The sequence below is a fragment of the Xanthomonas vasicola pv. musacearum NCPPB 4379 genome (assembly GCF_000277895.2).
Classification (GTDB): Bacteria; Pseudomonadota; Gammaproteobacteria; order Xanthomonadales; family Xanthomonadaceae; genus Xanthomonas; species Xanthomonas vasicola.
Genome location: NZ_CP034655.1, coordinates 4,416,730 through 4,437,804 on the forward strand (window position 1 = coordinate 4,416,730; position 21,075 = coordinate 4,437,804).

A 21,075-nucleotide genomic window follows, 5' to 3' on the forward strand; every position below is an offset into this window, starting at 1 on the left:
TTTTGTCCGATTGCTATGTCCGCCTTCACAGCGATTGGACACCTCCTTCACTTTTGAAAGACGCCGCCTTACCGACTATGCGCGGCACAGGCCGAACTGCCTGATCATTCTTAAGAATTCGGAGCTCCCCATGAAACACCTCCTCGCACTGGCCATTCCGTGCGCTCTGGCTGCCGCCTATGCCGCGCCCGCGCACGCCGAAGACACCGATGACCGTTTCCAGATCCGTCTCGGCGCGATGAATGTCGACAACGACAACACCATCCGCGGTAACACCCTGCTGGCTGGCAACAATGTGTCGGTCAATGAAGACTTCAAGCTGGGCGGCAAGGAATGGGAGCCACGCGTGGACGGCGTGTTCCGCATCAGCACCCGCCAGCGCTTGATCTTCGACTACTTCAAGTACGACAAGGATCGCCGCGAGACCTTGTCACAGGATGTGAGCGCCGGTGGTGTGACCGTGCCGTCGGGCAGCTTCATCAAGGGTGAGCTGAAGTATCAGGTTGCGACCTTCGTGTACGACTACTCAGTGATCGATTCGCCGGAATTCAGCCTTGGCCTGCAGATCGGTGCCGAGTACGCCAAGGTCGAAGCCAACGCGTATGCCGACCTGGGTAGCGCGTTCACTGGCGACGTCCTGGACGAAAGCGAAGACGGCGTTGCGCCGGTCGTCGGTATCCGCTTCACCGCACGTCCGAGCGAACACTGGCTGTTCAACGTGCAGGGCCAGTACCTCAACACCAGCTGGGGCGACTTCGGCGACTACGACGGCGACCTGAGCCGCGCCAACGCCATTGCCGAATACCGCTTCACCAAGAACTTCGGCATTTTTGCAGGCTACGACTGGTTCAGGCTGGACGTCGACAAGAGCGGCAGCGATGGCCTCATCGGCCTGAAGCAGGAGTTCAAGGGCCCGGTGGCAGGCGTGACGTTCGCGTTCTGATCTTTTCGGGACCCGGAACCCGGTACCCGAACAGCAGCTTCATGCAGAACCCCGCAGCGATGCGGGGTTCTGCCGTTTGACGGGTGCTCGGCACGTAAGCGACGCGGCGGCAGCCACAGCAGCAGCGGATACACGCTCAGGGCGGCTTGGTGGCACCCGCTACCAACAGATGCTGGTGCGTGGTGCAGTAGCATTCGTCGTGCCAACCGTAGTGCGGATCGGTGCAGATCGCATGCCGCACCGTCGCCGGCAGCGACGCCACGTCGCTGCGCAAGTCGCGCTTCAGCGAGACGAACACCGAGCCCGGATGTGGCCAGTCGGTCCGCCGCGGCGGCTCGGCGATACGGTTGCCGCTGGCCAGTTCGCGCTGCAGCAGCGCCTGCAGTTCGGGACACAGATTGCCCTGCCCTATAGCGACCTCCATCCGTCGGATCACCAGCGCGGCGACCGTGCCACGCGTGGCACGGTCGTGCGGAGCGACGTCACTTCTTCTTCGGGATGTACAGATCGGTGATGGTGCCGTCGTACACCTCGGCGGCCATGCCGACCGACTCGCTCAGCGTCGGGTGCGCGTGGATGGTGTGGCCGATGTCTTCGGCTTCGGCGCCCATCTCGATCGCCAGACCAATTTCGGCCAGTAGGTCGCCGGCATGCACGCCGACGATGGCACCACCGATCACCCGGTGCGTCTCTTCATCGAAGATCAGCTTGGTGAAACCTTCGGTGCGGCCAATGCCGATCGCGCGGCCACTGGCGGCCCACGGGAACTTGGCCACGCCGACCTTCAGACCCTTGGCCTTGGCTTCGGTTTCGGTGACGCCGACCCAGGCAACTTCCGGGTTGGTGTACGCCACCGACGGGATCACCCGCGCCACCCATTCCTTCTTCTCGCCGGCAGCCACTTCGGCGGCCAGCTTGCCTTCGTGCGCAGCCTTGTGCGCCAGCATCGGGTTACCGACGATGTCGCCGATGGCGAAGATGTGCGGCACGTTGGTGCGCATCTGCCGATCGACCGGAATGAAGCCGCGCTCGGTGATGCTGACGCCGGCCTTCTCCGCGCCGATCTTCTTGCCGTTGGGGGTGCGGCCCACGGCGACCAGCACGCGGTCGTACGCAGTGGCCTGCAAGCCGGGCTTTTCACCTTCCACGGCCGCTTCGAACGACACGGTGATGCCGGCCTTGTCGGCCTTGACATCGGTGGCCTTGGTCTTGAGATGGACTTCGACGCCCTGCTTTTTCAGGCGGTCTGCCAGCGGCTTGACCAGGTCCTTGTCGGCGCCCGGCATCAGCTGGTCCATGAACTCGACCACGGTGACCTTGCTGCCGAGCGCGCTGTACACCGTCGCCATTTCCAGGCCGATGATGCCGCCGCCGACCACCAGCAGGGTCTTGGGAATGTCGTGCAGCTCCAGCGCGTCGGTGGAGTCCATCACGCGCTTGTCGTCCCACGGGAAGTTGGGCAGCTTCACCGCCTGCGAGCCGGCCGCGATGATGCAATGCTCGAAGCGCAGCAGCTGGGTCTTGCCATCGTCGCCGACGATTTCAAGCTCATTGGGCGAGACGAAGCTGGCCACACCGGTGACGGTGCGCACCTTGCGCTGCTTGGCCATGCTGGCCAGGCCGCCGGTGAGTTTGCCGACCACTTTTTCCTTGTACTCGCGCAGCTTGTCCAGGGTGATCTTGGCCTGACCGAAGTCCACGCCGAAGTCGCCGGCATGGGCTACTTCGTCGATCACCGCGGCGGCATGCAGCAGCGCCTTGGACGGAATGCAGCCAACGTTGAGGCAGACGCCGCCCAGGCTGGCGTAGCGCTCGATCAGCACCGTGTCCAGGCCCAGATCGGCCGCGCGGAATGCTGCCGTGTAGCCACCGGGGCCGGCGCCGAGCACAACCATCTTGCATTCGATGTCGGCCGGCTTGCCGCTGGCCAGTGCCGGCTTGGACGGCGCCGGTTCGGCCGGGGCGCGGTGCGACGGCGTCACTGGCGGCTTGCTGCCCGGGGCGGCGGCAGGCGCTGCAGCGGCCGGGGCGGCTTTGGTCTCGGCCTTGGCTGGCGCAGCGGCCTCGCCTTCGGACTCGAGCAGCAGCACGAGCGCACCTTCGGAGAGGGTGTCGCCGACCTTGACCTTGAGTTCCTTGACCACACCGGCAGCCGAGGACGGCACTTCCAGCGTGGCCTTGTCCGATTCCAGCGTTACCAGGCCCTGGTCCTTGGCCACGCTGTCGCCAACGGCGACCAGCACTTCGATGACGGGGACATCGCTGTAATCGCCGATGTCGGGAACCTTGATTTCAATGACCGCCATTTGCTTCTCCTGTAGCTCAACCGGCCGTGCCGGCAAGCGTCTGCTGGAGTTCATCCAGCGACGATTCGATTTGGGTCCAGCGCTTGTCGCGCTTCTTTTCCTTGCCTTCGCTGGCTTCGATCAGCAACGCGGCCTGTTGCAGCAGCAACTCGCCGGCGCCGCAGCTCGGGCGCGCGCCGCTGTAGCGCACGCCATCGATCTGGAACGAGAACACTTCGCCCTCGCTCACCGGGGCAGTGCGTCCGTCAGGCGCGAGCTGGGTCAGCGTGTTGGTCCAGTTGCTGACCAGACGCTTGGCCAGGGCCGCCGGAATCGGGATCTCGACCGTTTCCGGGGTTTGCTCGGTGCGGAACTGCACGCTGCCGCGGTCGCTCTGGCTGACCCAGCTATAGACGCGCTCATCGGCGCGGCTATGTCGCAGGGTCCAGTCGGCGCCGTCCTTGCCCGGCACCAGCGACACCGCGCTCTCCACACCACGTGTGGGCAGCGTCAGCAACGACAAGGCCGGCTTGATGCCGCCATCCAGCAGCGTGGTGACAGCAGTGCCGTAGTTGCCCACGGCCGGCGGCCAGCCACGTCCGAGCGTGCTCTCGCATTCGCGTGCAGCAGCCGTTGTCCACGGCAGTACACCGAGCACGGCGATGGTCAGCAGCGCAGCCCTCACAGCAGGACGCGACGCATGTCGGCCAGCACCTGGCTGAGGTAGGTGGTGAAGCGGGCCGCCAGCGCGCCGTCGATGACGCGGTGGTCGTAGCTCAGCGACAACGGCAGCATCAACTTCGGCGAGAAATCCTTGCCGTTCCAGACCGGCTGCATCGCCGACTTGGACACGCCCAGGATCGCCACTTCCGGCGCATTGATGATCGGCGTGAACGCCGTACCGCCAATACCGCCAAGCGAGCTGATCGAGAAGCAGCCGCCGCTCATGTCGGCCGGGCCCAGCTTGCCGTCGCGCGCCTTCTTGGCCAGCTCACCGCTTTCCTGCGCGATCTGCAGCACGCCCTTCTTGTCGACGTCGCGGATCACCGGCACCACCAAGCCGTTCGGTGTATCGGCCGCGAAGCCAATGTTGATGTACTTCTTCAGCGTGAGGTTTTCACCGGCCGCATCCAGCGAGGCATTGAACTCGGGGAACTTCTTCAGTGCTGCGGCGCTGGCCTTGACCAGGAACGCGAGCATGGTGAGCTTGATGCCCGCCTTCTCGTTTTCCTTGTTGAGCGCCACGCGCAGGGCTTCCAGGTCGGTGATGTCGGCCGATTCGAACTGCGTGACATGCGGAATCATCGCCCAGTTGCGCGCCAGGTTGGCCCCGGAAATCTTCTTGATGCGCGACAGCGGCTGGGTCTCGGTTTCGCCGAACTTGCTGAAGTCCACCTTCGGCCAGGCCAGCAGGTTCAGCCCATTGCCGCCACCGGCCGGCGCAGCACCGGCTGCGGCAGGTGTGCCGCCGCTGAGTGCGGCCTTCACAAAGCGCTGCACGTCTTCACGGGTGATGCGGCCGCCCTTTTCGCTGCCCTTGAGTTGGTTCAGATCCACGCCCAACTCGCGTGCGAACACGCGCACCACCGGGCTGGCGTACGGCACCTTGGAGGGGAGCACGCTATCGGCATCGAAGGTGACCGGCGGGCTGCTCGGGTTGCCGGCCGACGGCTGGCCAGCCTGCGCTGCCTGCGTGCCGGAACCCTGCACCTGCGCGATTTCACGCTGGGCCAGCTTGTCCGGCACCGCAGACACGGCGACCGGCTCGACCTTGCCTGCCGTTTCCGCGGTATCGGTGGTGGGCTTGGCCGGCGACTGCGCTGCACCGGCGCCACCATCGCTGGCCGCGATGATCGCCACCACATTGCCCTGCGACAGCGTGTCGCCAACCTTGACCTTGAGCTCCTTGACCACCCCGGCGGCCGAGGACGGCACTTCCATCGTGGCCTTGTCCGATTCCAGCGTGACCAGGCTCTGATCCTTGGCGACGGTATCGCCGACGGCAACTAGCACTTCGATCACCGGAATGTCGGTGTAATCGCCGATATCGGGCACGCGCGCTTCGATCAGGCCCCCGTTCGAGGAGGCCGCAGGCGTAGCAGCTTCGGCCTTGGCAGCGGGTGCCGGGGCAGCGGCGGGAGCGGCCTTGGCCGGTGCGGCGGGCGCAGCTGCTGCTGGCTTGGCGGCCTCGGCGCCGGCATCGGCGACTTCGATCAACGCCACCAGCGCGCCCTGCGAAAGCGAATCGCCGACCTTGACCCTGATCTCCTTGACCACGCCGGACACCGATGAAGGCACTTCCATGGTGGCCTTGTCCGATTCCAGCGTGACCAGGCTCTGGTCCTTGCTGACCGTATCGCCGACGGACACCAGCACCTCGATTACCGGGACGTCGCTGTAGTCACCGATATCGGGGACAAGTGCTTCCTTGATTTCGGCCATACGGGGAACTCCGGCAACAGAATGGGGAAATCCCTATTGTGGCGGGCTGCGGGCCGCAGCGCCAACCATTGCCGTGCAAAAAATTGCACGCCCGGCGGGATGCAGCGTCCGCATGCGTACGTGCGCCGATCATTTCGCTGCGCGTCGATCGACCCGCAACAGTTGCAGTGGCTCGCCCGACGGCAAACGATACGCCAGCGCATTGTCTAGCCCATCGAGCGCTTCCAGGCGCTGGCACAACTGCTGCGCGTGCGGCCGCAATGCACGCGCTTGCGGCTCGATCAGGCGCTTGATGCGCGCTTCCACCCCATCGAGCGAACGCAGCTGCACGTCATTTCATTTCCGGCAATTGCGGACTGCACCGCACCGGCCACCACATCGCCGATCAGCTGCGGCAGCAGCTCGGCGACCAATGCGCCGATGTCGTCGTCGATATCGACCAGGGTCAACTGGCTTTTGCTGAAACTCTGCTTCAAGCGCACGTCGATCTTCTCGCGCACCTTTGCCAGCTGCACGCGCGTGGCCTCCGGGCTGCGGCTGAAGCCAGCGGCCACCTCGCCCAGTGCGGTGACTGCGATATCGGCCGCCTCGCCACCGACTGCCTGCGCCAGCGGCGCGACATCGCGGGTCTGGCGCTCGAACTGGATCAGGCGAGCGCGATCATCCGCACTCAGGTCCACCCAACGGTCGTCGACGAACAGAGCGCCCTGGCCGCTGCGGCGTGCCTGATTCGCGGATCAGGATCAGGCTGCGTGGGTTGAGCGTGAGGTCGTAATCGCTGCTGATCTCGCAGTGCGTGTCGTCTGCACTGGCTGCATTGGCAGCGCCTACGGCGCCCAGCAGGCCGAGTAGCACGCCGGCTGCCATCGTGATTGCGGGCTTGATCGTCATGTCGCCACTCCGTTGTGCGCTGGCTGCAGCATGCCTGCGCGTGTGGCACGCAGGCCTGTGCCGGACGCTGGCATGACTTCTGGTCCGTGGCGCCGATGCACACAACTCGCGTGTCGGCAGCTGTGCCAGCGGTGTGCATCCGCACTCAGAGCGAGGTGTTGCGACCGTCGCGTCGTTCAATGCACGGCGCTCGCCTTCCACACTGACCCGACGTCATCCCACCTCGGCTAGCGCACCGCATCGCACAGCGGTTGCCAGGCTGTCGCCAGCCGCGGCAGCGACCAGGCAGCATTGGCCGGGCTGGTGGACGGCAATGCGATAACTGGCAGCGCGCACAGCTCCACCGATAGCAGCGGCTGCACAAGCCGGCGCCACGCCTGTGCTGCCGCAGTGCCATTGCACGCCACCATGCGCAGCTGCGGCAGCGTGGCCAGCAGCGCGGGCAGCGGATTGACCACGATGCTCGCCGCCACGATGGCCGTATCCAGACTGCCGCGCCGCTCGCATTGGCCGATGACATCCCACAAGCCCACACGATGATCGAGCAACGCTTGCAGGCGCGTTGCATAGCTTGCAGCTGTATCAATCCCCAATAGGGCATGCATCAGTGGCCAGAAACGATTGCGCGGATGTGCGTAGTAACGCGCCGCTTCTAACGAGGCGACACCGGGCATCGAGCCAAGCAGCAATACCCTGCAATCGCTGCGAATGTGCGCTGGCAGGCCTTGGCTGAGATGTTTTTTCGTCACGGCGATCGCATCTGCGTGAATGTCTTTTTCAGGCTGCATGACGTAACGACGGCCTTCTTGAGAGACTTCCTGAACAAACGAAATTTTAGCGAGCCATAGGTGGGCGTGGATTCAGATTTTTAGGAATAGTTTTGGCCCGGCCCACTCCACGGGCCTAACAACAAGACGAGGAGACCCTCATGCGTTCCATTTCCATCCTGAGCCTGGCTGCTGTATCTGCACTTGCGATTGCACCGTCCGCGTTCGCGCAGGACACCACCTATACCGGCGACACCTCCTCGACTTCCTCCAGCACGATGCCCACCAGCGGCGATACCGCCTCGGGTAAGCATTGGGCCGTGGTCGGCGGCGTGGCGCTGCTGAACCCGAAGAACAACCCGGCTCCGGGCCTGGACGTCGATGGCGGCCCGGCACCGACGCTGAGCGCCAACTACTACATCAACGACAACTGGGCCGTTGAACTGTGGGGCGCAGCCGACAAGTTCAACCACCGCGTCACCGCCGACGGCGTGGGCAAGGTCGGTACTGTCGATCAGCAGCCGATCGCCATCAGCGGCCAGTACCACTTCGGCGAAGCCGACAACGTGTTCCGTCCGTTCGTAGGCGTGGGCTACTACGAGTCGAACTTCAGCAACGAGAAGATCGACGGGGCGTCGACCACCGGCGATCACGTGGGTCTGAGCACCGCCAAGGGCGTCATCGGCACCGTTGGTGTGGACATGAACATCAACTCCACCTGGTTCGCACGCGCCGACGCACGCTACATGCGTTCGCGTCCGGAACTGCGCGTGGGCGGCCAGGGCACCGGAAGCGAGCTGGAACTGGATCCGTGGACCGTTGGCTTCGGCATCGGCGCGCGCTTCTAAGCAGACCGCTTCACTAAGCACCTCCACCAAACAGGCCCGCAAGGGCCTGTTTTTTTGATCAAAACCTAAGTTTAAAGGGGATTTTACGTTTAGGATTTCGCTGAAGGGGGGATAGATCGTGTAGAAATCAGCACGAATTCTTCAATTAAATATGGAGACACCATGAGCATAAGGTGCCATGTAGCCGCCGCGATATTTCTTTTCTCGCTCGTTTCCTTTGGAACTCAGGCTCAGACAACTGTCCCTACCACAGGACTTGGAACCTGCATTGACTTCATAACTTCCCAGTCAACGACACTTACTGGACAGATAAACAGCAGCCCTGATTTTACGATCGCTTACGGCTCGGCCAGCTATGCGGACATGCCAAATAAAGCTGTGTATATCCAAAATTATAGCTGCGAGAGTCAAGATATGCCGGGCATGTATTTTACAGTCTCAGCCCTAGCCCATGAGTTTGGCCATGTGAAATTCAACTATTCGTTTGCCAAAACGACTCGGCAAGCATATATAGATGAAGCATGCAAGATGGAAGGACTTGCCGTAACAAATAACATAGTTGCAAGGAATGAAATATGGAGTTCCACTCAAAATAGCATAGACATTAACCTTGCAGCATCAAATCCCGATCAGCTTTTCGGGATTTACTATGCTGGAGGACCCAATGTTGCCTCAAACGTTGGAAAATCCTTCTGCGCGAATAACGTAACTTCAACCACAGGACAGAACTATAACGTATATTACGGAGAGCAGTATGACAAACTTCCTTAACAGATCATCATATTTCCGCCTTGCAATAACGCTACTTGCTGCTCTGATTGCACCTTCATTATATGCAAATAAAATTTCAGCAGCGACAGCAGCGACAGCAGCGACAGCAGCGACAGCAGCGACAGCAGCGACAGCAGCGACAGCAGCGGATGCTGCCCGTACCTTTGAACTAGCCGAAGAAATTTCGAGAAATCTCAAAAAATCACCCTCTGAATTTATTAATTCATGGCCTGGGGCCAGAATTTCGACGCCGAATCTGAAAAACGAAGGAACGTATAAGGTTAGCGGAGGAATATTAAAAATAGGCGACCATCTTACTGCCAAGAACTCTTCCATATCAATATCAGCAGATAAAAAAAATATCGAGTCAGTCTTACTGAGTCTGGAAGGTTCCTGCGTCTCTCGTCAGGATTTCAAGAGTCGATATCCGAATTATCTGGTTTCAAATATTCCGAGGGGACAGAGCAGTTCAGAGACATTGACTTTGGCCGTTGTTAAAAATCAGGAGAAGATGGAGTTTTCCTTCCCGGAGGCCTCTCCAGATTGCCTAAGTTCCATTCGCCTAGCACCAGCAGACCCGCAGACGCTTAAAGCTGCGGAAGCAATCAATTAATTAGGCGCACTTTAAATTGTTACTGCCAGCACCGAGGGCTGGCAGTAACAGGACCACCGCCAATAAACGCTGCCGCGCAGACGCGCGCTGCGCCAGCGCCACCACAACAAGGCGGCATACGCGAGCGCATAACCGAGCAGAACACCGGCCGCGCCGAGCAGGCTGGCATGACTGAGCCACCCCTCGGTGGGCCAGGCCACGCCCTGCCAGGCGCTACGCCAGCCCTGCACCATGCCGGCAATCACCCGCACCACCACCAGCGCGGTCAAGGCCACCACCAGCCACAGGTTGGGTCGGTAAAACAGTCCTTGCGGGGTGCGTTCGAAGCGGGTCAGACGTAGCGCCAATGCCCCCAGCGCCAACCCGCAGGCCCAGCCGAATGCTGCGTGGCTGATCGCGCCGGGCCAGAACGCCGCCGCGATCAAGCTGAAGACTACAAACAGCACGCTGGAGATGCCCGCCGACACCAGGTTGATCAGCAGCAGCCAGCCACGTGCCTGACGACGTGCAGTGCCCATGCGGAAGCGCTGCAGCAGCGACAACGGGAACACCACCACGAACACCGCCAGGGCAATGATCACAGCCAGCGGGATGGCAAGCAGCAAAGGCATCGGGAGACTGCCGGAGAAATGATGGCCGATGACGCTACTACGCAGACGTGCAGCGGCGCGTGTTCGGCGTTAATCAATGTCCATCTGCAGCACCGCGAACGCGCTCGGCCGGGGCGAACGTGGCAGCTTGATAAACGCTGGAAAGGACCGAGCGCATCCTGCCGAAAATCGGCAACGACCACACAGACATCATTGGCGAGTTGAACGCCGAGCTGCGATTTGCGCGCCGTTTAGCAGTGACGGCACACTCGCCTGGCGAGTTGACACTGGATCGGTGGACTGTTGACCTCGGTACCGGCGCGCCTCCAAGCAATCAAAACGATGTTCGAAGAAACGGATCCTGCGGGATCGGGTCTTCTTTGATGAAGAACACTTCGTTTTCCAGATCCATCGGTTCGGCACCGGGCACGTCTTCATGCAGGGGCGATGCGAGGATCGATACGTGTATCGCGGACGGTCTTGACCCCATGAAGCCGGCTTCCATCAGGCCCGACACATCCGCCAGCACCGCTTACACTGCGGAGCCGCCTTCTTCGGCCAATCCAACCGACGGGACTGCGGAATGGCCAGCGCCCCATCCCGACTGCCAGGGGTTGCCGCGCCAAAGACCCGGAAAGCGTGTTGCCGACACCGCGGGCGATTCCGATGGCGCACGGGCCGCCAGCCGTGGGCGCCCATGCAGCCCCGACGCATTCGCCATCCCGGACGGCTTTACCCGGGAGCAGATCCAGCCATTTCACGATCTGGAAAGGCAATACGCCACGCTGTTCCAAACACCCTATATCTGCGCAGTCGGTTCTGCACGCGATATCAGAGCCAGCCGGACACTGGATGTGGATATGGACGAATGTGCCATCATCAATCTCGCGCAAGATGGATTTGATTCGATCGGCACGCACGGCTTGTCTTCATGCGTCTGCATTTGTGCGAAAGGAAAGAATCCTCGCGGCCACGACATCCTGGGCCTGCTGCATTATTCCGGTATACAAGATGCACAGGATGCGCTTTCCGAAATCCGGGAAGACATGCGGGAAGAAGGCGTGCATGAACCCGAAATATTCCTGGTTGGCGGCATGATCTCCAACCAAGACGAGCTAGGCAGCTTCGAAATTGAGAGAAATTTGCTGGCGCTGCAGCGCCCTTTCAATATCGTAGGCGCCAAGCTTCATCCCAGTATGAGCGATCACGATGGTGAGGAAAATGCCATCAACCTGGTCATGACGGCCAATGGCATCTACTACTACAAGTCGTGGTAAGGACGCTGCGGTGCCCAGGCGCCGCTGCCTCAAAACGCCGGTAGCACCGCGCCCTTGTACTTCTGCTCGATAAAGGCTTTTACTTCCGGGCTGGTCAGCGCTTTGGCCAGTTTCTGCACGCGCGGGTCGTCCTTGTTGTCGGCACGCGCCACCAGGAAGTTGACGTACGGCGAGTCCTTGCTTTCGATCGCCAGCGCATCGCGGGTGGGGTTGAGCCCGGCGTCGAGCGCGTAGTTGGTGTTGATCAGCGCTAGATCGACCTGGTCCAGTACGCGCGGCAGCATGGCAGAATCGAGCTCGCGGAATTTGAGCTGCTTGGGGTTTTCGACGATGTCGCGTTGGCTGGACAGCGCGTTGCTCGGGTCCTTGAGTTTGATCACCCCGGCCTTGTCGAGCAGGATCAGCGCACGGCTGTTGTTGCTGGGGTCGTTGGGGATCACCACATCGGCGCCGGTGGGAAGATCGGCCAGCGCCTTGAAGCGGCGCGAATACGCGCCGAACGGTTCGATATGCACGCCGACCACGGTCACCAGTTGGCTCTTGCGGTCGCGGTTGTACTCATCAAGATAGGGCTCGGTCTGGAAGTAGTTGACGTCGATCTGCTTCTGCACGACCTGGTCGTTCGGCTGCACGTAATCGTTGAACACGCGCACATCGAGCTTGACGCCCTGCTTGGCCAGCAGCGGTTCAACCACTTCCAGGATTTCAGCATGCGGCACCGCCGTGGCGGCCACGGTCAGGGTGCCGCCGCTGCTGCTGCCACCGCCGCCACAGGACGCCAAGGCCAGCGTGGCGGCCGCCAGGAGGGAACGAAACGCGAATGTGCTCATGTAAGGATCCGTGGGGGAAGAATGCGGCGCTGCCGCAGGGGTTCAACCTAGCAGAGCCTGCGTGCAACGGCGATGCATCGGCGCGGTGCGGTGCGGGCGGAGCGATGAGGCTGCGGGCGCCCGACGTGCGATCCAACCGCCGGGCACGGGCTCAACGCCGGCTGTAATGCGCTACCAGGCGGTCGCCCAGCATCTGCAGCACCTGCACCAGCACCAGCAAGGCGATGACGGTGATCAGCGCCACGTCCGAATGCGAGCGCAGGTAGCCCTCGCGGTAGGCCACATCGCCCAGGCCGCCCGAGCCGATGGCACCGCCCATCGCGGTGAAGCCGATCAGCGCGATGGTGGTGACGGTGGCGCCGGCGATCAGGCCGGGGCGCGCTTCGGGCAGCAACACCCGCAGCACCAGCTGGCGGGTGGTGGCGCCCATCGCCTGGGTGGCTTCGATGATCCCGCGGTCGACTTCGCGCAGCGCAGTTTCCACCAGGCGGGCGTAGAACGGTGCGGCACCAACCACCAGCGGCAGGATCGCGCCACGCACGCCGAGCGAGGTGCCCATCAGCATCAGCGTGAGCGGGATCATCGCGATCATCAAAATAATGAAGGGCACCGAGCGCAGCAGGTTGATCAGCGCGGCGAGCGCGCCATACAGCACCGGGCGGCGGCGCAACTGCGGCGCCCCGCACAGGAACAGCGCAACCCCCAACGGCAGGCCGATCAGCAGCGTCAGCGGCAACGCACCGGCCAGCATCAACAACGTGTCGAGGGTGGCCTGGCCGATATCGCCCCACTTGGCAGCATCGAGATTGCGGAAGAAACCGCCGGCGGCGGCAACGATCGGATTCATACGCATAGATCCTCCACCTGCACGCCGGCGGCGACGAAGCCGGCGCGCGCAGCGTTATGGTCGCCGCCGGTCAGGGCCACGATGAGCTGGCCGTACGGCGTGTCCTTGATGCGATCCACCCGCCCGGACAGGATGTTGTAGTCCACCCCGGTTTCGCGCGCGATGCGGCCCAGCACCGGCTCGTAGGTACCGTTGCCAAGGAAGGTCAGCCGCACGATGCGCCCGCCGACCGCAGCGAAATCGCGGTGCAGTTCGGCTTCGTCCACATGCTCGGCTTCGGAGACGAAGCGTCGGGTGGTGGCGTGCCTGGGATGCAGGAAGACCTCGGTCACCGGGCCGGTTTCCACCAGTTTGCCGGCGTCCAGCACCGCGACGCGGTCGCAGACACGGCGGATCACGTCCATCTCATGGGTGATCAGCACGATGGTCAGGCCGAGCTCGCGGTTGATCTGCGCCAGCAGCTGCAGCACCGAGGCGGTGGTCTGCGGGTCCAGCGCGCTGGTGGCCTCGTCGCATAGCAAAATCTGCGGCCGGGTGGACAGCGCGCGCGCAATACCCACGCGCTGCTTCTGCCCGCCGGACAGTTGCGCCGGATACTTGTGGGCGTGCTCCTGCAGACCCACCCGTGCCAACAACTCAGCCACGCGCGCATCGATTTCGGCGCGCGGCGTGCCGGCCAGTTCCAGCGGGAACGCGACATTGCCGGCCACGGTGCGCGAGGACAGCAGGTTGAAGTGCTGGAAAATCATGCCGATGCGGCGGCGCACGGCGCGCAGGCCCTGGCTGTCCAGTGCGGTGACGTCCTCGTCGCCGATCAGCAGGCGGCCGCCGCTGGGCTCTTCCAGCCGGTTGATCAGCCGGATCAGCGTGGATTTGCCGGCGCCGGAGTGGCCGATGATGCCAAACACTTCGCCGGGGCCGATCCACAGATCGAGCGGGTGCAGCGCCACGATCTGGCGACCGTCAACGGAATAGGACTTGTGCAGGCGCTGAAACTGGATCACCGCGCGTGGCCGATTGGTGGGGGGTCGTGAAGCCTAACAGTCAATGTTCACGACCGGGAGTCGGGATTGGGGAGTCGGGATTCGCAAGGACAACAGCGTCCCCGCTGTTGCCAATCCCGAATCCCGAATCTCGTCCTCACGGCCTGTCTAGCGGCGGCGGACGGTCAGCCTGCCGTATCCGCTCCCGGCGCAACAAATACAACCCGCTGGCAACGATGATGCCGGCGCCGGTCCAGGTCCAGCTGTCGGGCAGGGTCTGCCACAGCAGCCAGTCCCAGCCCATCACCCAGACCAGCCCGGTGTATTCGAGCGGGGCGATCATCGAGGCCTCGCCGCGCATGAAGGCCTGGGTCAGCGCCACCTGGCCCAGAGCACCGGCCAGGCCCATGCCGGTGATCAACCCGGCGTGCCCGGCCTGCAGCGGCACCCAGCCGGGGATGGCCAGCAGCCCGGCGCCGATCGCCATAAACAGCAGAAACCACACCACCATGGCCTGCGGGGTGTCGGTGCGGGTGAGCAGGCTCACGGTGATCGCCGCGATGGCGTAGGCCGTGGCTGCCAGCAGCACCATCAGGCCGGGCAGCGAGATCAGCCCGTCCACCCCCGGGCGCAGCACCACGATCACCCCGACCAGGCCAATGCCAATCGCGGTCCAGCGGCGTGGGCCGACATGCTCGCCCAGCAGCGGCACCGACAGCGCGGCCACCAGCAGCGGCGCCACGAAATACAGCGTGTAGGCGGTGGACAGCGGCATGCGCTTCAAGCCGTACACAAAGCAGTCGATCATTACCATGCCCAGCGCCCCGCGTAGCAAATGCAGGCCCCAGCGCACCGGCACGATCGCGCGCGGCCCGGCGGTGGCGAACACCCACACCAGCACGAACGGCAGCGAGGCGGCGCCGCGCAACAAGGTGACCTGCAGCGGTGGGTAGTGCGCCGAGAGCAGCTTCATTCCCGCATCCATCAGCGAGAAGCAAGCCACGGCGGCCACCATCCAGGCGATGGCGGGAAGCGGGGAACGGGTGGTGCGCATGCGCGCATTATCGCCGCGGCGCCGACACGCCCGCCAATGCGCGGATCACGGCCGGGACGGCACGATGCCCTAGAATGGCGACTGTTTTCGAATTGCAGGAGCTTTGCATGCCTTCCTTCGACGTCGTGTCCGAAGTAGACAAGCACGAACTGACCAATGCGGTGGATCAGGCCAACCGCGAGCTGGGCACGCGTTTCGACTTCAAGGGAGTCGAGGCCAGGTTCGAGCTGGAAGACGGCAAGGTGATCAACCAGTCCGCCCCCAGCGATTTCCAGGTCAAGCAGATGACCGACATCCTGCGCGCGCGGCTGCTGGCCCGCGGTATCGATGTGCGCTGTCTGGAGTTCGGCGACATGGAAACCAACCTGGCCGGCGCGCGGCAAAAAGTGACCGTCAAGCAGGGCATCGAGCAGAAGCAGGCCAAGCAGCTGGTGGCCAAGTTGAAGGAAGCCAAGCTCAAGGTCGAAGCGCAGATCAATGGCGACAAGCTGCGTGTCAGTGCCAAGAAGCGCGACGACCTGCAGGACGCGATCGCGCTGCTGAAAAAGGCCGATTTCGAGCTGCCGCTGCAGTTCGACAACTTCCGCGATTGAGTGCGCCTGGGTGATTGCAACGATCGGTGCGGCGCTGTTCATGCATGCGGTGCAGCGCGATGCGCCAGGTTGGCGCATGCGGCCTGCAGGGCGCCTGCGTGGCGGTTGCCACCGTCACGTCATCGCGCTGACATAGCTGGCGATCGTGCGCGGCTCCTTTGCCAGCCTGTTGCAACGCCTGCGTCTCCACAGGCCGACCAACGCATCGGGCGATAGTGCGAGCAACAGCCTCGCCCACGCACCACCCCGCATCGAAGCCGGTTCGACGCTGCACACCATGGCCGGGCTTGACCCGGTGGCGGCAGTCGCATTTGCCGATGCCGTCGTGGTGGAAATCGAACATGCCATCGCCACCTGCACGCTCGGCGATGCCGACACGCCCCAGGGACAGGCCTTGCAGCAGATCCATGCGTTGAAGAACACCATTTCGCTGACCGGCTCGCAGCAGCTGCTGAAAGCCTGCGACCAATTGCGCGATGCCGTCAGCCACGACGCGCCGGGCGACACGCTGGCGCAGCGCTTCACTGCCGTGGCGAACGCGGCTGGTCTACTGGTCAAGTATTACCGCCGTACCTTGCCCTCCGACAACGCGGACCCTCATGCGTAGCACTCCCAACCGCGCAGCGCCCGGCCTGATCCTGGCCGCCAGGCGGTTGCGCAACGACAGACTGGTGCGGCTGTTCGAGTTGTTCCTGGAATACCGCGCCTGCGTTGGCCGGGTGATCGTACAGACCATCGTGACCACGTGGTGCCTGGGCTGGCTGTACGGGCCGCAGCCGGTGCTGGTGGCGGACGCACAGCATGTGTTCCCCACTGCGGTGAGCCTGTGGGCGCTATCGGTGGTGTGGATGCTGCTGGTGCGCCGCCGGATCGTTCCGCCGAGCGAATGGCTGGATGCGATGGGCTTTGCGATGAACGTTTTGTTCATCGGCATCCAGACCTATCTGGCCTTCATCCTGCTGATGTCGTTGAACGCATTTTTGCCGTTCATCACCATCGCTGCGGTGGCGCGCTATGGTCAGCGCGCGATCTTTCCGGTGTTGCTCACTACCTTCGTGCTGATGCTGTTGACGGCGCCGGCAGGCTACTGGCTGTCGCGGCCGGCGTATTTCGTCTATGCCGTGGCGCTCATCATCGTGCTGCCTTTGCTGGTGGCGCGCATCGTGCTTGCGATGCAGGAAGTGGCGCTGCAGGCGCTGGCCTCGCGCGATGCGCAAAGCCGTTTCATCAGCACCATGAGTCACGAATTGCGCACGCCGTTGAATGCGGTGATCAACTGCGCGCAGTTGATCGACACCGAGCAAATGCCGGCGCAGCAACGCGAGCTGCTGCAGGCAGTGACGGTGAATGCAAGCGCGCTGCGGCATCGCGTCAACGAAGTGCTGGATGTGGCCAGCATTGATGGCGGACGCCTGCAGCTGCAGAGCAAACCCTTAAACCTGCTGGACGTGGTCACCACGGTAAAGGCCGTGTGCTCAACCGCGGCGTCCAGCAAGGGCATCACCCTCGACGTACGTGTGGATAGCCCGCAAACACCACACGTGATGGGCGACGAAGGCCGCATCGAACAGGTGATCAGTAACCTGGTGATCAACGCCATCAAGTTCACTCCAGCCGGCGGCACGGTGGATCTGCTGATCGACGCGACACAGGTGCAGGAGCGCTGGAGCATCGCGGTCACTGTGACCGACACCGGTATCGGCGTACCCGACGATCAGAAGGCCTACATCTTCACTCCGTTCACCCAGCTCAGTACCGGCTTCAGTCGCGTCGAAGGCGGCGTGGGTTTAGGGCTGTACATCGCGCTGTCGGTGTCCGATGCGATGGGCGGCAGTCTGACGGTGAGCGACAACCCGGCCGGCGGCAGCATCTTCCGCTGGATCTTCGAGCTGCCCGGCGCTGCAGCTGGCAGCAACACGCTGGCGCTGCGCGATGCGCTGGCGCAGCACGCGCAACAGGTTCCTTCGCTGCATTGCCTGGTGTTCGAGGACATGGATACCAATCGCTTGGTGATTGGCAACCTGCTGACCCGCGCCGGGCATCGCGTGAGTTTCCAGATCGATGGCACCGATGCAGTGCAGCGCATCCGCGAGGCAGCGCCGGATCTGGTGTTTCTGGATCTGCACATGCCCGGCACGACCGGTTGGGATGCGCTGCGCGAAGCGCGCGATGCGATGTGGGCACTCCCGCCGATCATCGTGCTGACCGCCGACACGCGCACCGATTCGATGCGCGAGGCCAGCGCGGCCGGTGTGGCCGGCTATCTGCCCAAACCGATCAACGCACACGAATTGCTGGCATTGCTCGCCCAGCACGCCAGCCATGCACGCCCCTGAGCTCAAACCCGGCAATGCCGCACGTGGCCACTGGCAGCATGCGGCGGATATCCGCACACCGCTGGCACTGCTCTATCTGCACGGCTTCAGTGCCAGCCCTGGCGAAGCTGGCGCGTTACCCGAGCAGATGGCCGATGCGCTGGCCGCCAATGCCTATGTGCATCGCTGGCCGGGACACGGACTCAACAGCCCCAATGCAATGCAGGGGCTGACTCCAGCGGTGTTGCAAGCCTCGGCGCTGGAGGCGCTGGCCCAGGCGCAGCGCATGGGCCAGCGGGTTGTGATTATTGGTTCGTCGATGGGCGCCACGCTGGGCTTGTGGTTGGCCGTGCAGCACCCGGACGCGGTTGCCGCAGTGGTCGCCTGGTCGCCAGGCATCCAGCCCGCAGATCCGGCCTTGCTCGACCAGGTCTGCGCCGCGCAGGCGCCGCTGACCGACCCGCGCCCACGTACGCCAGCAGCGCGCGCCTTCTGGTCGGAGACCATCCACCCGGATGGATTTCGCGCATTGCGCAGCTTATTTCGGATAGTTGCTACCGACCCACCCTGGCCACGCGTGCGCTGCCCGGTATTGCTGGGCTATTACCGCGCCACCGATGGTCGCGAAGATGCGACCGCCTCGGTCCCGGCGATGCTGGAGATGTTTGCGGCGCTGGGCACTGCGCCTGCACACAAGCGAGCGATTGCCTTCGACAGTGGCGCGCATGCGATCGGGTCGCCGCACAAGACGCCGCTGGCCGGCACCGTTGCGCAGGCGTCCGTCGCGTTCTTGCAGGCGCAGCTCGGCGCTGCGCCGCACGCCGGCAACGCTTGAGCACAACGCAGTGCGCAACGGTCGCTGCAGGCGCGAACCGCAGTGCTCGCGTCTTGGTGAACACGCGCCGTTAGCGCTTGCTGCTGCACCCGGCACCCGGCACCCACGCTCGGGGCTCGCTGCATGTCGATCGCATACACTGGCGCACCATCCCGCTGCCGCCACGATGACCACGACGCCTGCCACGCCCGATCCCATCGTCGCCACCCGCAAATGGATCGAGCGCGCGGTGATCGGATTGAATCTATGCCCGTTCGCCAAGGCGGTGTACGTCAAGGATCAGGTACGTCTGGTGCTCAGCGATGCCAGCACGCCCGAAGCCTTGCTGGAACAGCTGGCCGAGGAACTGGTGCTGCTGCGCGATACGCCGGCAGAACAGATCGACACCACGCTGATCGTGCACCCGGACGTACTCACCGATTTCCTGGAGTACAACGACTTCCTCGACAACGCCGATGCGGCGGTAGAAGCCCTGGATCTGCAAGGCATCTTGCAGGTGGCCAGCTTCCATCCGGATTACCAATTCGCAGGCGCCGCGCTGGACGATGTGGCCAACTTCACCAACCGCTCGCCCTTCCCCACCTTGCATCTGCTGCGCGAAGACAGCGTAGAGCGTGCGGTGGCGGCGTTCCCGGACCCGGACGTGATTGTCGAACGCAATATCCAAACGCTCGAACGCCTGGGCAGCGATGGCTGGGAGCGCGTGTTGAACGGTGCCGAGCACTGAGTGCTGCGCCTGCTGCGCGTTAGCGCGGTCGGCAGCGCGTCATTGCCGAGCTGTGATTGGCCGGGAGTGGACGGCAAGGTCTGGATATCTGCGCACGACGCGCGAATGGCACGCTCAGGGTCCAAGCGTCCCCGAGTGACACATGCCACACCCCGCAATTTCCTGCGGATGCTTGACGCTGGGCACCGCCATCTTCTTAAACCGCTATTGCTACGCGAGCAACGCTGCCCAGGTTGTGACCGTTGTGCGACGTGCATTGCGTGGCATTTGGGAGGACGACGGCATAGTTCCTCCGGCCCGACCTCGATAACAACGATCAAGGGGCGCGCCATCATTTGCGATGAGCGCAATCACTGACCCCTCGTGCGCGCACTGCCTTGCTGCAACGACGACAGCGCGCACGCTACAGTGCGGCAACCTTCACCGATGTGCAGCGTGCCATGGCCCTGACTCCCGCAATTTCCGCATGGCACCCGTCACCATTGCAGGACCGCGTGGTGGTGATCACCGGTGGCGCGCAAGGCATCGGCCGCGGCATTGCGCAGGCGGTGCTTGGCGCCGGCGGCAGCGTGGTGATCGGCGATCTGGATACCGACGCCGGCAAGGCCTGCCTGCAGGAATGGGCGCTACCGCGTCGTAGCGCTTTCGTGCGTTGCGATGCCGCGCGTGAGGTACAGGCCGCGCGCCTGATCGCCACTGCGCTCAAGCGTTTCGGGCGCATCGATGGCCTGGTCAACAATGCCGGCGTGCCGGATCCGCATAGCGCAGCACTGCCGCAACTGGGCTGGGACGAGTGGAACCGCCGCCTTTCCAGCCTGCACGGCGCCTTCCTGTGCAGCAAGCACGCGCTGCCTGCGTTGACGCAGGCGCCCGGTGGCGGTGCGATCGTCAATATTGCGTCCACCCGCGCCTGGCAATCGGAGCCGCATAGCGAAGCCTACGCCGCAGCCAAAGGTGGCTTGGTGGCGTTTACGCATGCACTGGCACTGAGCGAAGGCCCGCAAGTGCGCGTCAACAGCATCAGCCCCGGCTGGATCAGCACCGATGCGTGGCGCGCGCCGCAGCGTCGGCGTGCGCCCAAATTGTCGCGTCGCGATCATGCGCAGCATCCTGCCGGACGCGTCGGCATGCCGGAAGATATCGCGCAGCTGACGGTCTATTTGCTCGCACCGCAGCTCTCCGGTTTCGTCACCGGGCAGGACTTCATCGTCGACGGTGGTATGTCGCGCAAGATGCAGTATGTGTAAGTGCGGACTGGATGTTGATGTACGCCGCACGTGCACGATGCTGCCAACACGCCTGCGTGTCATGCAGCCACATCGCTGCCAGCGTGAGCGCTGCTCTGCGCATGTGTCGCGCGGGGTGCACGGGGTTTCAGGTGCGGGCGCTCCAACGCGCATGCCTTAATGCAAAACACCGTTGATTAGCGTCACGCAGTAAAGGGCTCGGGTTGACGCCGCGCCT

22 protein-coding genes and 1 pseudogene are annotated in these 21,075 nt (G+C 63.4%); 11 read left to right on the forward strand and 12 right to left on the reverse strand.

Annotated elements, in window-relative coordinates; translation table 11 throughout:
• Positions 1 to 130 precede the first annotated feature (130 nt).
• The gene (locus KWO_RS20315) at positions 131 to 943 is read left to right on the forward strand and encodes a hypothetical protein (RefSeq protein WP_010372015.1); all 813 of its coding nucleotides are present in this window, start codon (positions 131 to 133) and stop codon (positions 941 to 943) included.
• A 136-nt stretch (positions 944 to 1,079) separates the two neighbouring features.
• On the opposite strand, the gene KWO_RS20320 is transcribed toward KWO_RS20315, so the two are convergent.
• The 6 genes and pseudogenes from KWO_RS20320 to KWO_RS20345 form a co-directional block, all read right to left on the reverse strand.
• Positions 1,080 to 1,367 carry a hypothetical protein gene (locus KWO_RS20320; protein ID WP_010377686.1) on the reverse strand — a complete coding sequence of 96 codons (288 nt, stop codon included), beginning with the start codon at positions 1,365 to 1,367 and terminating at the stop codon, positions 1,080 to 1,082.
• Between the two features lie 58 nt (positions 1,368 to 1,425).
• Positions 1,426 to 3,249 carry a dihydrolipoyl dehydrogenase gene (gene lpdA / locus KWO_RS20325; protein WP_010377683.1) on the reverse strand — a complete coding sequence of 608 codons (1,824 nt, stop codon included), beginning with the start codon at positions 3,247 to 3,249 and terminating at the stop codon, positions 1,426 to 1,428.
• Positions 3,250 to 3,265: 16 nt separating this feature from the next.
• Positions 3,266 to 3,913 (reverse strand): hypothetical protein, encoded by a 648-nt coding sequence (locus tag KWO_RS20330; protein ID WP_010372025.1) that lies wholly within the window; start codon positions 3,911 to 3,913, stop codon positions 3,266 to 3,268.
• Positions 3,910 to 5,670 (reverse strand): dihydrolipoyllysine-residue acetyltransferase, encoded by a 1,761-nt coding sequence (locus KWO_RS20335; RefSeq protein WP_010372028.1) that lies wholly within the window; start codon positions 5,668 to 5,670, stop codon positions 3,910 to 3,912. The genes KWO_RS20330 and KWO_RS20335 overlap by 4 nt, the downstream gene beginning before the upstream one ends.
• Positions 5,671 to 5,799: 129 nt before the next feature.
• Positions 5,800 to 6,561, reverse strand: a pseudogene (locus KWO_RS20340) (DUF2884 family protein).
• A 227-nt stretch (positions 6,562 to 6,788) separates the two neighbouring features.
• Positions 6,789 to 7,349 carry a DNA-deoxyinosine glycosylase gene (locus KWO_RS20345; protein WP_010377681.1) on the reverse strand — a complete coding sequence of 187 codons (561 nt, stop codon included), beginning with the start codon at positions 7,347 to 7,349 and terminating at the stop codon, positions 6,789 to 6,791.
• Between the two features lie 140 nt (positions 7,350 to 7,489).
• Between KWO_RS20345 and KWO_RS20350 the strand changes: the two genes are divergently transcribed.
• The 3 genes from KWO_RS20350 to KWO_RS20360 all read left to right on the forward strand — a co-directional run bounded on the left by KWO_RS20350 (position 7,490) and on the right by KWO_RS20360 (position 9,560).
• A complete protein-coding gene (locus tag KWO_RS20350; protein ID WP_010377679.1) occupies positions 7,490 to 8,176 on the forward strand; it encodes an OmpW/AlkL family protein in 687 nt (228 codons plus the stop codon).
• A 162-nt stretch (positions 8,177 to 8,338) separates the two neighbouring features.
• The gene (locus tag KWO_RS20355) at positions 8,339 to 8,947 is read left to right on the forward strand and encodes a hypothetical protein (RefSeq protein ID WP_080762950.1); all 609 of its coding nucleotides are present in this window, start codon (positions 8,339 to 8,341) and stop codon (positions 8,945 to 8,947) included.
• The gene (locus KWO_RS20360) at positions 8,931 to 9,560 is read left to right on the forward strand and encodes a hypothetical protein (protein WP_113623574.1); all 630 of its coding nucleotides are present in this window, start codon (positions 8,931 to 8,933) and stop codon (positions 9,558 to 9,560) included. The genes KWO_RS20355 and KWO_RS20360 overlap by 17 nt, the downstream gene beginning before the upstream one ends.
• Before the next feature lie 11 nt (positions 9,561 to 9,571).
• Here the strand turns inward: KWO_RS20360 and KWO_RS20365 are convergent, their stop codons facing one another.
• Complete coding sequence (locus KWO_RS20365) at positions 9,572 to 10,171, reverse strand: CcdC protein domain-containing protein (protein ID WP_010377677.1); 600 nt, start codon at positions 10,169 to 10,171, stop codon at positions 9,572 to 9,574.
• A 313-nt stretch (positions 10,172 to 10,484) separates the two neighbouring features.
• Positions 10,485 to 10,640 (reverse strand): hypothetical protein, encoded by a 156-nt coding sequence (locus tag KWO_RS22700; RefSeq protein WP_159102197.1) that lies wholly within the window; start codon positions 10,638 to 10,640, stop codon positions 10,485 to 10,487.
• A gap of 124 nt (positions 10,641 to 10,764) precedes the next feature.
• Between KWO_RS22700 and xopAK the strand changes: the two genes are divergently transcribed.
• Positions 10,765 to 11,427 (forward strand): XopAK family type III secretion system effector, encoded by a 663-nt coding sequence (gene xopAK, locus KWO_RS23205; protein ID WP_010377671.1) that lies wholly within the window; start codon positions 10,765 to 10,767, stop codon positions 11,425 to 11,427.
• Between the two features lie 29 nt (positions 11,428 to 11,456).
• On the opposite strand, the gene KWO_RS20375 is transcribed toward xopAK, so the two are convergent.
• The 4 genes from KWO_RS20375 to KWO_RS20390 form a co-directional block, all read right to left on the reverse strand.
• A complete protein-coding gene (locus KWO_RS20375; RefSeq protein WP_010377669.1) occupies positions 11,457 to 12,257 on the reverse strand; it encodes a MetQ/NlpA family ABC transporter substrate-binding protein in 801 nt (266 codons plus the stop codon).
• Between the two features lie 151 nt (positions 12,258 to 12,408).
• Positions 12,409 to 13,104: a methionine ABC transporter permease gene (locus tag KWO_RS20380; RefSeq protein WP_010372057.1), complete on the reverse strand. Its 696-nt coding sequence runs from the start codon at positions 13,102 to 13,104 to the stop codon at positions 12,409 to 12,411.
• The gene (locus tag KWO_RS20385; RefSeq protein WP_010372060.1) at positions 13,101 to 14,108 is read right to left on the reverse strand and encodes a methionine ABC transporter ATP-binding protein; all 1,008 of its coding nucleotides are present in this window, start codon (positions 14,106 to 14,108) and stop codon (positions 13,101 to 13,103) included. The genes KWO_RS20380 and KWO_RS20385 overlap by 4 nt, the downstream gene beginning before the upstream one ends.
• A gap of 136 nt (positions 14,109 to 14,244) precedes the next feature.
• Positions 14,245 to 15,141, reverse strand: a complete 897-nt coding sequence (locus tag KWO_RS20390; protein ID WP_017112823.1) for a DMT family transporter — start codon at positions 15,139 to 15,141, stop codon at positions 14,245 to 14,247.
• Between the two features lie 107 nt (positions 15,142 to 15,248).
• Here KWO_RS20390 and KWO_RS20395 point away from each other — a divergent pair, with 107 nt between their 5' ends.
• The 6 genes from KWO_RS20395 (at position 15,249) to KWO_RS20420 (ending at position 20,858) form a co-directional block, all read left to right on the forward strand.
• On the forward strand, positions 15,249 to 15,734 hold the full coding sequence (locus tag KWO_RS20395; RefSeq protein WP_010377662.1) for a YajQ family cyclic di-GMP-binding protein: 486 nt from the start codon (positions 15,249 to 15,251) through the stop codon (positions 15,732 to 15,734).
• Between the two features lie 145 nt (positions 15,735 to 15,879).
• Positions 15,880 to 16,341 (forward strand): hypothetical protein, encoded by a 462-nt coding sequence (locus KWO_RS20400; RefSeq protein ID WP_010377660.1) that lies wholly within the window; start codon positions 15,880 to 15,882, stop codon positions 16,339 to 16,341.
• Positions 16,334 to 18,070 carry an ATP-binding response regulator gene (locus KWO_RS20405; protein ID WP_010377658.1) on the forward strand — a complete coding sequence of 579 codons (1,737 nt, stop codon included), beginning with the start codon at positions 16,334 to 16,336 and terminating at the stop codon, positions 18,068 to 18,070. Before KWO_RS20400 ends, KWO_RS20405 begins: the two co-directional genes overlap by 8 nt.
• Entirely contained in the window at positions 18,057 to 18,884 is an 828-nt protein-coding gene (locus tag KWO_RS20410) for an alpha/beta hydrolase (RefSeq protein WP_010372078.1), read from the forward strand. Before KWO_RS20405 ends, KWO_RS20410 begins: the two co-directional genes overlap by 14 nt.
• A gap of 166 nt (positions 18,885 to 19,050) precedes the next feature.
• Entirely contained in the window at positions 19,051 to 19,611 is a 561-nt protein-coding gene (locus KWO_RS20415; RefSeq protein ID WP_010372080.1) for a DUF1415 domain-containing protein, read from the forward strand.
• A 440-nt stretch (positions 19,612 to 20,051) separates the two neighbouring features.
• Entirely contained in the window at positions 20,052 to 20,858 is an 807-nt protein-coding gene (locus KWO_RS20420) for an SDR family oxidoreductase (protein WP_010377656.1), read from the forward strand.
• Positions 20,859 to 21,075 lie beyond the last annotated feature (217 nt).